The 11,907-nt window shown below is 63.1% G+C and carries 11 protein-coding genes; 2 read left to right on the forward strand and 9 right to left on the reverse strand.

The window, feature by feature from the left end; genetic code table 11:
- Positions 1–446: 446 nt before the first annotated feature.
- The 5 genes from Q0964_RS16580 to Q0964_RS16600 form a co-directional block, all read right to left on the reverse strand.
- Positions 447–809, reverse strand: coding sequence for a vWA domain-containing protein (locus Q0964_RS16580; protein WP_299269819.1), 363 nt, complete (start codon positions 807–809; stop codon positions 447–449).
- A gap of 447 nt (positions 810–1,256) precedes the next feature.
- Positions 1,257–3,599 carry an efflux RND transporter permease subunit gene (locus tag Q0964_RS16585; protein WP_299269822.1) on the reverse strand — a complete coding sequence of 781 codons (2,343 nt, stop codon included), beginning with the start codon at positions 3,597–3,599 and terminating at the stop codon, positions 1,257–1,259.
- 858 nt (positions 3,600–4,457) lie between these two features.
- Positions 4,458–4,727 (reverse strand): hypothetical protein, encoded by a 270-nt coding sequence (locus Q0964_RS16590; RefSeq protein ID WP_299269825.1) that lies wholly within the window; start codon positions 4,725–4,727, stop codon positions 4,458–4,460.
- A gap of 256 nt (positions 4,728–4,983) precedes the next feature.
- Positions 4,984–5,142: a hypothetical protein gene (locus Q0964_RS16595; protein WP_299269827.1), complete on the reverse strand. Its 159-nt coding sequence runs from the start codon at positions 5,140–5,142 to the stop codon at positions 4,984–4,986.
- A 30-nt stretch (positions 5,143–5,172) separates the two neighbouring features.
- Positions 5,173–6,093, reverse strand: a complete 921-nt coding sequence (locus tag Q0964_RS16600; protein WP_299269830.1) for a DNA-3-methyladenine glycosylase family protein — start codon at positions 6,091–6,093, stop codon at positions 5,173–5,175.
- An 86-nt stretch (positions 6,094–6,179) separates the two neighbouring features.
- Between Q0964_RS16600 and Q0964_RS16605 the strand changes: the two genes are divergently transcribed.
- Positions 6,180–6,662 carry a DUF555 domain-containing protein gene (locus Q0964_RS16605; protein WP_299269833.1) on the forward strand — a complete coding sequence of 161 codons (483 nt, stop codon included), beginning with the start codon at positions 6,180–6,182 and terminating at the stop codon, positions 6,660–6,662.
- Positions 6,663–6,706: 44 nt separating this feature from the next.
- Here the strand turns inward: Q0964_RS16605 and Q0964_RS16610 are convergent, their stop codons facing one another.
- Positions 6,707–6,943 carry a UPF0058 family protein gene (locus Q0964_RS16610; RefSeq protein WP_299269836.1) on the reverse strand — a complete coding sequence of 79 codons (237 nt, stop codon included), beginning with the start codon at positions 6,941–6,943 and terminating at the stop codon, positions 6,707–6,709.
- 261 nt (positions 6,944–7,204) lie between these two features.
- Between Q0964_RS16610 and Q0964_RS16615 the strand changes: the two genes are divergently transcribed.
- Complete coding sequence (locus Q0964_RS16615) at positions 7,205–7,609, forward strand: translation initiation factor IF-2 subunit beta (RefSeq protein WP_299269839.1); 405 nt, start codon at positions 7,205–7,207, stop codon at positions 7,607–7,609.
- Positions 7,610–7,730: 121 nt separating this feature from the next.
- On the opposite strand, the gene Q0964_RS16620 is transcribed toward Q0964_RS16615, so the two are convergent.
- From Q0964_RS16620 to Q0964_RS16630, 3 genes are all read right to left on the reverse strand, one after another.
- Positions 7,731–7,907 (reverse strand): DUF7836 family putative zinc-binding protein, encoded by a 177-nt coding sequence (locus Q0964_RS16620; protein ID WP_299269842.1) that lies wholly within the window; start codon positions 7,905–7,907, stop codon positions 7,731–7,733.
- Positions 7,908–8,001: 94 nt separating this feature from the next.
- A complete protein-coding gene (locus Q0964_RS16625) occupies positions 8,002–8,970 on the reverse strand; it encodes a transcription initiation factor IIB (protein ID WP_299269845.1) in 969 nt (322 codons plus the stop codon).
- Positions 8,971–9,221: 251 nt separating this feature from the next.
- Positions 9,222–11,907, reverse strand: a 2,686-nt coding sequence (locus tag Q0964_RS16630) for a DUF7282 domain-containing protein (RefSeq protein ID WP_299269848.1), incomplete at its 5' end; no start/stop codon positions are given.

Genomic DNA, 11,907 nt, shown 5'->3' on the forward strand with positions numbered 1-11,907 from the left:
CCCGCCGACTAAACTAATTCCCGTCCACAGCGAAAAGCCAGACTCGAGTAACTGGCCAAGCGATTGACTCGTGAGAAGTATTCCGGTCACCAGTGGTGCAATACCGACTGCCTTCTTGGAGGGCATATCATCATCGTTGATTTCGCTCATTATTAGTATTCATCAACGACCTGTACGAGACGACCCGTGACGAGGACGTGGACACCGACGCAGAAACGTGACCGATTCGTTCCAATCGTCCGATTATTCGAGAGGTGATGGTCCGATAGCTCGGTACCGGCGCCCACAGATTGAGGTCATTGTATCCTGGTGCAGCCTGGCGTCTGCGATAGCTGAAGCCGCTATAGGCGCCGTCAGCTGTCCTCCTGCCGGGCGGTGGCCGTCACCGGTTGGATGAATTCGGGAAACCAACCGGTCGGAACATCCTCCGACTGCAGGTCTGCAGCCTAGATGTGCGTGATGCGACCATCGGCCGAGGTGGGTACGTCCGTCTCGACGCCATCTGTGATGAGCACTCCCCGGCAATCGACGTCGAGGTCGGAGAGGTAGCCATCCCGCTGTGCGAACTCGAGATAGCTCAGTAACTCCTCCAGGCCCTTGCTGAACGTCTGCTGGCTATCGGTGTACTTGATTTCCCCGAGTACCACATCGGTCAGGTTTTTCCGGCCCTCGGAGTCGTACAATTCGATGACGATATCGGGCCGTCCCCGGAACAGTGCATGGCGCGTTCCGCGCCCGAGGCAGCTATCTAGCATCGTCTCGTGCTGCTCCTCGATCTCGCGAACCGGTTCGAACTGGCTGGAGGCCATCTGCTACAAGTCGTCGGGGCTCGGGAGCTGTTTCGAAGCCGAAGCAGTTCGCCAACAATCACCTCGCACTCTCTACCACTGCGCTGAAATCAGCCTCTCTATACAGCACGAAAGTCTTGTCAGCGCTACGTGAATCCACAAGAACCCGCGTTCTGCGCCCGAGTCAACGGAGTTCCGAGTAGTGAACGCGGCGTTATGAAATTACAACCTATATAGACGAGATCAATAGCCAACCAGGACTGAGAACTGTAGCTCGAAGGCACACCCGGGGCGAAAGATTCAGTATTCGTAGGTTTTAATCCAGCAAATCATCGTTGATTGGCAGATTACTACAGAGCATCCGTGTTTGTTGTTTTCGGGTCATCAGTATCCGCAGGAAAAATTTCACTGCCCCGCCGAACGGAAGTGCTGAGCTACTGCTGCGGGTGGGGGACTACGCAACCACTGTTAGTCATCTCCAGACAGGGAATACTCGCCTGCCATGACCTCGGTTGCAGTATCGATGACTGGGACCGCAGTATTTGTATCAGTCGCGTACCGCTCCCAGAGGACGAACAAAGAGGGGAGGAGAAGAATCGACGACAGATACGCGTACAGCACGCTCAGTGAAATGAGAATGCCGAAGACACCCAAGGCTGGGTTCAGTGCTAACGCCAGCACACCGATACCGAAAACCGTCGTCAACATACTGCCAGTCAGTGCCCCCCCAGTACCGACGACAGTTCGTGTGAGTGCCGGATAGAGCGACCGCTCGTGGTACTCATCGGTGAAACGATGGACCACGTGGACCGCATAATCGATGCCAATTCCGACGGCGATTGCAAGAATCGTTCCGTTAATCGCATTGAACGCGATATCGAGTGCGCGCATTGAAGCGACCACCGCAACGACCGTCACGAGAATCGGGATGATATTGATCACCCCCAGTGAGGGCCGCCCTTCGATGGTCCAGTACGCGACAATCAGAAACGCACTCGAACCTGTGAGAGTCAGAACGAGCGATACGATTACCGACTCAAGCACGAGCGAGATGGCCTCATCGAAGATCACAGGGCTACCGGTTGGCTGTGCAGAGACGCGGAACGTCGTCGCAACGTGGTATGCGTCGTCGGTGACCACGCTATTGTCCGCCTCGCCGTCTACAGTGTAGATTACTTGTGCACTCCTGCGGTCAGCGGCGATGAAGCGGTCGATTTCGCTGTTTGGCGATTCGGATAGCGCAGTGTAGATAGCTGGTAGATTGTCGTCAGGAATCCCGTTATCATCGCGGTCGTTACGCTTGACGAGCGCTCTGAACTCGGGGTCGCGTTCTGCCCGGGACTGGATGAGGGTAACGATGCTCTGACGCTCGGCCAGCCGTCCAGTCGCGCGGAACGTCTCAGGTGGGGATTGGCTCGCGCGGTGCATCTGTTCGAGTGCCGTGTCTTGTGTCAACTCCCCCTCAACGTACATCAACACCCGCCCGTCCTCCTTGAAATTGCGATCGATGAAGTTGTTAATGCGGACGTATTCGAATCGCTCGGGAGGGCGGATCGACTCCGGAAGCACCTGTAGATACTCCGGAGTCTCCTCCGCTGGCTGGAAGTCATCGGGACTGAACCCCGTGTCGACACCGGTCGCGTATACCCCCCCACCTGCGGTGAAAAGCGCAGTAAAAAGCAACAAAACGACGGGACCGCGCTTCGCAACGACGACACTGACCGACAGGATTCGACCCAGCGGCGACGACTTCGACCCCAAAGGCGTCGTCGCCAACGTCGGGATCGGATACTGTTGACGAGCGCGGTCAACGGACAATTTCATCGCAGGGACGAAAATCCCGAAGATCAGGAACGTGAACACGATACCGACGGCAGCAACGAGTCCGAAGTCGCGGGTCGGTGGAAACGCGCTCGCGACGTTTGAAAGGAACCCTACTGTCGAAGTCCCGGCGACAATCGCGAACGCGACCGTAACCTGGCTCGTCGTTAGTGACATCGCGTCGTCGGTGTTCAGACCCCGAACACGCTCTTCACGATAGCGATTGATCGAGTGAATACCGAAATCGATTCCAATCGCAATCAGGATCGGTGGGACGGCTATCAGTAGCACTGCGAAAGGAATCCCAGCGAGTCCGATAAACCCGAACGTCCAGATTAGTGTCATCACAATCGCGAGAAGTCCAATACCGATATCGACCGGGTCACGGTACGCGATTACGAGAAACAGAACGATGAGCACGAGGGCTGCAGGCAACACGACCGCAGTCGTCGTTCCGGTCGTGTTCGGCGGCGTGCCCTGCACCCAGATGTTGCTAGCGTCGTCCTGTGCGAGTGTGTCGATACGTTCAACGCGATCGGGTGGGAACTCCGATGCGCCCCCCGGCCCACCCCCTGCACCTGCCCCCGGTCCAGCACGGTGAGTGACGCTTCCTCGACTCGCCGAGGCTGAGGCTGAGGCTCTATTGAAATCGTTGCTGAGACTGTTGGTGAAGCCAGGGTCGTCCGCAGCGTTCTGCACTGCGGTTGCAATTTCGGTCGGTGTTGCCTGCTCGACTGCCCGGTACTGCGCTTCCGGAGTAGTTGCAGACGGGTCAAGGGTCGTCGCGACGGTTGTCGCGGGCGTCGAGACAGATTCGGCGCGGAGCGGTGACGACGCCAGAATCCGTTCGCGCGTCTTCAGCATGTCGAGTAACGCCGGCTTCGCGAGGACGTTGTGCGACTCCTGAACTATCGTTGTACTCGTCGTCTCCGTGGAGAACGTCGTGCCGAACTCCTCGTTGATATCTTCGACCGCTTGGAACGAGGGCAAGTCCTCGGTGAATTGCTGTTGTCCGCTTTCGGTTGATATCGATCCGAGGCCAATGACAAATACTCCGGTAAGGAGGAGAAACACGAGTATAATACTTTTTGGCCTCGACAGAATAGCGGCGTCGATACGGTCAATCAACCAGTGGAAATTCATTTATATCAGTTGTATAGCGGCTTAATGCGTTGTCATATCTGTATATGTATTCAGGCATCAAATAGTGTGTGTTCTGTCCCGACGGCCCGTGATATGAGAGAGGCTCAATAGAGCCCTGCCTGGACCCACTCAGGTAACCTCTATCAAACATTGATACGTACGTTCAATTCAATGGGCGTCCAGCTGGAAGCATGTGAACACCAACTCATGTTGTTGTACCAGCGGACTCAGTTCAATATAAGAAACTCGCGGACCTCCTCGAGCTGGCCGTGGACACCGTGGTAGTAGTTGCGCACGTCGGAATCCTTGCCCAGATCGCGGTAGGAGACCTCGAGCGGTCGGCCGCGCCCGTGATGGCCGCCTCGATGGCCTCGGTACAGTACGTTCGGACAAACGATTCAAGCGGATCGGAGTCGTCGGTCGTGATGTCGGTGGACATTGTTAGGATGTCCCCGGCGTGCCCGGACGCTGATCCCGTCCGGGGTCTGTTGCTCGACCACAACACGGACCCCACCGGGGAGAGCCCGCACCGCAGCCGCACCGTGAGCCGCACCCGCGAGTAGTGATACGATGAAACAACGTTACGTACAACGCCCAACAGACGTAACCAACGTCCGTCGTGCCGTGCGGAGCGTCTCGGCGTCGCAGGGCGGTGGGAGGCCCCGCACCTCGTGTTGTGGGCGAGCAACAGGGTGCCGAGGCCTGTTACTCACGAGCCACACCTCCGTTGTCCACCGTGATGCGGTGGCCGGCGATGGTCGAGACGATGGGCTCGTCGGCGTCTGGGCGCAGCTCGACGCGCGTGTTCCGGTCCGACGTGCGGGCTTCCGTCATGTGGGTCGCCGCCGGGCACGACGCGGCCATCGTATCCATGATATCGTAGGCCGTGCTCCGGTGGGGCTCGCCCTGCAGCGCGTCGAGGACGCCGTCGTAGTCCATCGACGCGACGTCGCCGTTGTTCTGAGCCTTGTTCACCAGCGTCTGGAGGCAGAGCGCGGCGCGGGCCTCCTGGGAGGAGGCTTCGGCCGCGGCGGTCTGCTCGACGAAGGCCAGCGACTGGCTGACCTGTTCGAGTTCCCGTTCGAGCGTGCTGATGCGGCCGTCGTAGTCCTGCCGCAGGCCGGATACGTCGCGCTGGATCTCTTCGATCTCGGCGTCGTTGTCGATGGTGACCTCCGACAGCGTCCCAGCCGCCGCTCAAGCTGTTCGAGCTGATCGGCGATCTCGTCGGTCATGCGACCACCCCACGGCCGCCGACCTCAAGGTCGTCCTGCCGGGCCAATTCCTTCGCGCAGGCGAGACAGAGCGCGTCGAACCGCGTCTCGACGCGGTCGGTGTACAGCCCGCCAGCACCGCCGCAGTAGCCACACTCCGCGTCGTGGCGGGTCATGCCGCGACACCTCCGGTCGCCGCGTCCGCGTCAGCCGCTTCTTTGGGTTCGCAAGAACAGGAACACGTACGTCTGGGCGTAGCCGGCGTACTCGCCGCCGAACTGCTCGCGGATGGCCCGCGAGGTGTCGGCGTAGTTCCCGCGGTCGCAGTCGGGGTAGTGCTCCTCGATGGCCGTCTGGATCCAGGTGTCCAGCGGAACCGCCTCCAGGAAGTCCAGCGCGAACAGCAGCACGCAGTCGGCGACCTTGTCACCGACGCCGACGAACTGCGTGAGGTCGTCGCGGGCCTCCTCGTACGGCAGGTCACGTGCCTCGTCGGGATGGGCCTCGCCGGCGGCGACCATCTCGGCGGTTCGTTCGACGTACGGCGCCCGGTACCCCAGCGAGCAGTCCCGCAACTCGGCCTCGGTCGCGTCGGCCAGCTGGTCGGGCGTGGGGAAGGCGTGGTAGGTGTCGCCGTCGAACGTAACGACATCGCCGAACTCGCGGGCAAGCCGCATCTGCATCCCGTGGATACGGGCGACCCGCATCTGGGCCGAGCAGATGAACGAGATCAGCGAGGCGAAGGAGGGGTCCTCGACGAGGCGCATCCCGCCGTACCGCTCGTACGCTCGCTCCAGCAGCGGGAGGTCCGGCGTCGCCTCGACGATGGCGTCGAGGTCGTCGTCGAGCCGCAGCAGCCGTCGCAGATGGTCGGGCGCGTCCGGCGTTGAGGCCTCCCATTCGAGCGCGTCACCGACCAGCCGGCACCGCAGAACCTCGGGTTCGTTCGTCGCCGCCTCGGTCGCTGGGAGGACGGTGTGGTACCAGGCGTCCCCGCCCCAGGCCAGCCCGTCCGCGAACATCTCGCCGTCCGGACGGTCCCAGACGTACGTCTGCCCGCTCTCGACGGTCGCCTGAAGATCGAAGCCACCGGCGAACTCCGCGACAGGGATACGGCCCGCGTGCATACCCTCCCTGTGGACGGCCCGGCTATGCGGCTTGTGCTTCCGGCGGGCAAACTTCTTGTTCCATCCGTGTCAACAGTTGACTGGGTATGGATTGTCGCGTTGTCGTCGAGGCGGCCGTTCCGGTCTACGACGTGGGGAATGCCGACGAGGCGGTCCGGATCGCCATCTCCAAGACCGGCGAGATGCTGAACCCGGACCTCAATTACGTAGAGATCGATATGAGGGAGCGATCCTGTCCTCACTGTGGCGACGAACGGGAGCCGGCGTTCATCGCCGCCGACGAGGGGCTGGTCGCGCTCGAACTGGAGATGACCGTCTTCAACGTCGAACGAACGGAGCACGCGGCCCGCATCGCGCGCAAGGAGATCGGCCAGCGCCTCGAGGACATCCCGCTGGACGTGCTAGAGGTCGAGGTGATCGATACGGACACGACCGAGGAAGACGACACCGAGGAGGCCGCAGAAGCGGAGGAGCCGATCGAGGAGGAACTCGACCTGGACGTGGGACTGGACGAGGGAGAGGACGACGTGCTGCCGGAGTTCGAGGACCTCGTCGACGAGGAACGATAGCGGTCGCTGTCCGGCATGAGTGACACGAGGACTGGACGACGCGTTCAGTCGGCGGCGGCCGAGACCGGCTCGGCGACTTCCTCGGTCATTTCCTCGGTGATACCCCCCGCGAGCGCGAAGACCGCGGCCTTGTGATCGGTCTTCGACTTGTGGATGGAGGTCGGGCGCACACCGAGCGTCTCGTAGTCGGTGGCGGCGACAGCATCACCTGTGCGCTGTTCGTAGTGGTTGCGTACCTCTGCAAGCAGGCCGTGGAGATGGATGAGTTCCTGCTTCTTCATAGCCACTCGCCGGTAACGACTGGACGGTTATAGTACTATCCTGAGTGACGTTAACATGGAGTCCCGTCTCAGCCGCTCTCGCTGTCCCAGACGGGTGTTTTGTCGTGACAACGACCCACGCGCTTGGTGGCAAACGCTGCCGGTGGCCGGGCGAGAACGGTACATTTTTATGCTGTGACACTTCTCGATGCGATAGTTTCTGGCGCGCGCGGCACCGTTCTCGACGTGAACTCTTTGAGGGTCGGCCGGGTACCACGACGTATGAGCTACGACGACCACCTCGACCACGCGCTGGAGGAGACGCCGGATATCCAGGAGGGCGGTGAGCGGTTCAAGCTGCCGGAGCCCGAGGTCCGGCAGGAGGGCAACGTCTCGGTGTTCGAGAACTTTCAGGGGACGCTCGACCGGCTGGACCGCGAGGCCAACCACGTCATGAAGTTCGTCCAGAACGAGCTCGGGACCAGCGCCTCCGTCGACGAGCGGGGCCGGCTTCGACTCACCGGCGACTTCCGACAGCGCCGTGTCGCCGACGCCATCGATGCCTACGCCGACGCCTACGTCCGCTGTCCGGAGTGTGGGCTCCCGGATACGAAGATCGTGACGGAGAACGGAGCTGAGCTGCTGCAGTGCCAGGCCTGCGGCGCACGCTCCGCGACCGGCGGCTGACTATCCATCGGGTATTCCATCTACTGTAGAGATAGCCTCGCAAGCCCCCATTTACACTCGATAAATGTAATTTTCTTTCGGAATCACGGCCGTATCTCCGGACAGTCCGTCGGGCTCGGCCTCAGAACTGCTTCATCGTCTTGAGGTCGTGTTCGGTGCGGGCGAACTCGGAGAGACGGCGCGTGGCGTGACACGAGGGGCAGTGGAAGGTCGTGGACACGTCCGGCAGGTCGGTCGGCGCCGACTCCCAGTGCTTGCCACATTCGGGACACAGTAATCGAGCGTACGTCTCCTCCATGTCACTCGTCCACGAGCAGGGAACGCAAAAACGTTACCACCGATACGACGACCGGTACGGACCGGTCACGTACGACGTGGCACCCACCGGGTGTTCAGGCCGCGATGACCTCGGCGGCCTCGAGCAGCTCCTTGTACCGGTTGCGGATGGTGACCTCGGAGATGCTGGCGACCTCGCTGACCTCGCTCTGGGTGACCTTCTCGTTGCAGAGCAGCGCCGCGGCGTACACCGAGGCGGCGGCCAGCCCGACCGGCGACTTGCCCGAGAGCAGGCCGGCCTCGCGGCCGTCCTCGACGAGGTCGCGGGCGCGGCGCTCGACCTCGTCGCTGAGGTCGAGGTCGCTCGCGAACCGGGGGATGTAGCTCTCCGGGTCCGCCGGCGCGATCTCCAGGTTCAGCTCCCGGACGATGTACCGGTAGGTCCGGGTGAGCTCCATCCGGTCGACCCGGGAGACCACGCTGAGTTCGTCCAGCGAGCGCGGGACGCCGGCCTGCCGGGCGGCGGCGTACACCGACGCCGTGGCGACACCCTCGATGGAGCGGCCGGGCAGCAGGTTCTCGGCGAGCGCGCGGCGGTAGATGACGGAGGCGGTCTCGCGGACGTTCTCCGGGAGGCCCAGGGCGCTGGACATCCGGTCGATCTCGCCGAGCGCCTGCTTGAGGTTGCGCTCCTTGGAGTCGCGCGTACGGAAGCGCTCGTTCCAGGTCCGCAGGCGCTGCATCTTCTGGCGCTGGCGCGAGGACAGGCTGTTGCCGTAGGCGTCCTTGTCCTGCCAGCCGATGTTCGTCGACAGCCCCTTGTCGTGCATCATCTTCGTGGTGGGGGCGCCGACACGGGACTTGTTGTCCCGCTCGTTGGAGTCGAACGCGCGCCATTCGGGGCCGCGGTCGATGCTGTCCTCCTCGACGACGAGGCCACAGTCGCCACAGACGACCTCACCGTGCTCGGTGTCGGTCTCCAGGCGGCCGCCGCACTCGGGGCAGGCCGTCTTCTCGTCTGCCTCGGTGGTCTGCTCGGCCTCGGTAGTCTGCTCCTGCGTTCGGAGTGTTGTGGTATCAGTCATGGTGGGTGCGAGAGACGCCCCTCTGCCGAGCCGGGAGACGAAAGAATGCCGGCGGGGGCGACCTCCTTACCCAGTGTAAGGCCGAAAGCTACTTAAAACTTTCGTCGACTTGTGTCTCGTTACCAGGGGTCTGATGGCTTCTAGCCCTCGTATACGTTCATCCGCGCACAGGAGGGTGCATCCTCGATGTGGGATACTAGTATAAAAAGATACCGCAAGCCGTTACTTGACCCTACCGGAGAGCCGCTAGTTCAGCTCCGGCGGGCGAGCAGTGCCGCACCGAGCAGGGCGAGCACCGCGATGACTGCGCCGAACCCGGGCTGACCGTCCGTCTCGGTGCCGGGCGTCTCGTCGCCGTCACCACCGTCCTCGCCGTCGGCCATCTCCGTCTCGGTCGGCGACTCGTCCATCATCGGGGCGCTGATCTCGGCCCCGTCGAGCACGATGTCGCCCTCCGCAGTCACGTAGGGCGCGTCTGCCTGCCCTTCGCTGGAGACGAAGTCGTACTGCTCGTTGCCGTTGGTGTCGAGATGCGGCATCGCGAAGTGCTGACCCGGCTCGCTGTCGACGGCGATCGCGACGTCCTCGCTCGTGCCGGAGTCGAGGTAGTCGGACGTGCCGACGACGGAGCCGAGCGGGTCGTCACCGACCGTGTCGTCGTGGATGGTGACGAAGCCACCCTCGGACATCGTGACCGACGCGACCGTCACGGTCCCGTCCTCCGACAGCTCCTGGTCCGCGAAGTCAACCGACGCGGACCGGACCGTCAGGCTGGCCGGGTCCAGGACGATGTCGCCACCGCTCGTGGTGTACGGCCCGTCGGCCTCCGCTTCGGAGGTGACGAAGTCGTACTGCTCGTTGCCGTTCGTGTCGAAGTGCGGCATCGCGATGATGCTGCCGGACTCGGTGTACGGCTCGTCCAGCGAGACCTCGATGTCCTCGTGGCTGCCGGACTCGAGATATTCGGACGTGCCGCGCACGGAGCCGAGCGCGTCGCCGTCGAGCAGGGTCCCGTCGTGGATCGTGACGAAGCCACCCTGCGAGAGGGTCGCGCTCGCCACTGTCACGGAGTCGGCCTGCCCGTTGGCGGTCTGGTTGTTCAGCGAGACCGTCGCCGTTCCCTGGCCCATGTCGGAGACGTCGACCATGGCGGGCGACACGATGATACCCTTCGCCACGTAGGGGCCGTCGTTGGCGCCCTCGCCGGTGACGAAGTTGTACTGCTCGTTGCCGTTGGTGTCACGGTGCGGCATCGCGATGAACGTGCCCGACTCCTCGAGCTCGTCCACTGCGATGGAGACGTTCTCGTGCGTGCCCGGTCCGAGGTACGCGGAGGTACCGCGGACGCTGTCGAAGACCGCGCCCTCCAGCAGGCTCGCGTCGTGGATGGTGACGAAGCCGCCGTCGTGGAGCGTCGCGGACTGGACCGTGACGTTGTCGTCCTCGCTGGTCTGGCTCTCGACGGTGACCTGCGCGGTGACGGTCGCCGTGGCCGTGTCGATCACGAGGTTGCCCGCGCTCGTGGTGACGGGACCGTCGTCGGCCCCTTCGCTGGTGACGAAGTCGTACGACTCGTCGCCGTCGGTCTCACGGTGAGCCATCGGGATGACCGTGCCGGACTCCTGCAGCGGGTCGTCCAGCGTGATGGTGACGTTGTCGTAGTAGCCGGCCGCCAGGTACTCCGAGGAGCCCCGGACGCTGCCGGTCACGGCGCCCGCGTTGAGCGAGGCGTCGTGAATCGTCACGTAGCCGTCCTCGGAGAGGTCGACATGGTCGACGGTGATCGTCGTCCCGTCCGAGGGCTGGTCGGCGACGTGGAAGTTGGCCGCCATGTCCAGCGTCGCCTGGTCGATGACCGCGCCGTTATCGTCCGTGTACGGTCCGTCCTCCTGACCGTCGGAGGTGACGAAGTCGTACGCCTCGTTACCGTTCGTATCCTTGTGCGCCATCGGGACGACGGTCGCGTTGTCCGCGGTGAACGGCTCGTCCAGCACGATGTGGACGTTCTCGTGGTAGCCCGGCCCGAGGTACTCCGAGGTGCCCCGGACGGAGCCGAAGGCGTCGTCGGAGACGTTCACGTCGTGTGCGGTCACGAAGCCTGCCTCGGGGAGGAACACCTCGTCGACCGTCACCAGGTTCCCGCCACTGACCTCGTCGGCCATCGTGACGTTCGCGGTGTCGGTCAGCTCCGCGCTCGCGGAGTCGAGGACGATGTTGCCCCCGTCGTCGGTGTAGGGGCCGTCGTCCTCACCGTCGCTCGTGACGAAGTCGTACGACCCGTCGTCGTCCGTGTCACGGTGCGGCATCGGGATGATCGTGTCGTCGTTCTCCAGTGGCTCGTCAAGCGTGACGCGGACGTTCTCGTGAACGCCGGCGCCCAGCTTGGGACTCACGCCGCGGACGCTCTCGAAGGTCGCCCCGTCGAGGAGCGACGAGTCGTGGATGGCGAGGAAGCCACCGTTGGCCATCTCCGTCCGGTCGACGAACACGTGCGTGCCGTCGGTCGGCTGGTCGGAGACCGAGACGGTCGCGGAGGCGGTCACCGTCGCGGTGTCCGTAACGATCTCGTCGTCCTGGGTCAGGTACGGCCCGTCGACCTCCGCGTTACCCGAGACGAACTCGTAGATGCGGTCCCCATCGGTGTCCCTGTGGGGCATCGCGACGAGCGTCGAGGTGTTCTCGATCGGATCCTCCAGGGTGACGGTCACGTTCTCGTGGACCCCGGCCGAGAGGTAGCTCGAACTCCCCCGGACGCTGGCGAGCGTCTCACCCTCCCCGAGCGAGCCGTCGTGGATGGTCACGAACCCGCCCTCGGCAACGTAGACCTGCTCCACGGTGACGGTCGTCCCGCCACTGGTCTGGTTCGCGAGGCTCACGTTCGCGGCGTGTGCGAGATTCGCGCTCTCTGCTGTACCTGTCGATTCCGCCGATGCGTCG

This window comes from Halorientalis sp. (genome assembly GCF_028275115.1).
GTDB lineage: Archaea > Halobacteriota > Halobacteria > Halobacteriales > Haloarculaceae > Halorientalis.

Excerpts from the sequence above, each read along its gene's own strand:
- Q0964_RS16615 (WP_299269839.1), top strand. The coding sequence starts at position 7,205 with ATGAGCTACGACGACCACCTCGACCACGCGCTGGAGGAGACGCCGGAT.
- Q0964_RS16605 (WP_299269833.1), top strand. The coding sequence starts at position 6,180 with ATGGATTGTCGCGTTGTCGTCGAGGCGGCCGTTCCGGTCTACGACGTG.
- Q0964_RS16595 (WP_299269827.1), bottom strand. The coding sequence starts at position 5,142 with ATGACCCGCCACGACGCGGAGTGTGGCTACTGCGGCGGTGCTGGCGGG.
- Q0964_RS16600 (WP_299269830.1), bottom strand. The coding sequence starts at position 6,093 with ATGCACGCGGGCCGTATCCCTGTCGCGGAGTTCGCCGGTGGCTTCGAT.
- Q0964_RS16610 (WP_299269836.1), bottom strand. The coding sequence starts at position 6,943 with ATGAAGAAGCAGGAACTCATCCATCTCCACGGCCTGCTTGCAGAGGTA.
- Q0964_RS16620 (WP_299269842.1), bottom strand. The coding sequence starts at position 7,907 with ATGGAGGAGACGTACGCTCGATTACTGTGTCCCGAATGTGGCAAGCAC.
- Q0964_RS16625 (WP_299269845.1), bottom strand. The coding sequence starts at position 8,970 with ATGACTGATACCACAACACTCCGAACGCAGGAGCAGACTACCGAGGCC.
- Q0964_RS16580 (WP_299269819.1), bottom strand. The coding sequence starts at position 809 with ATGGCCTCCAGCCAGTTCGAACCGGTTCGCGAGATCGAGGAGCAGCAC.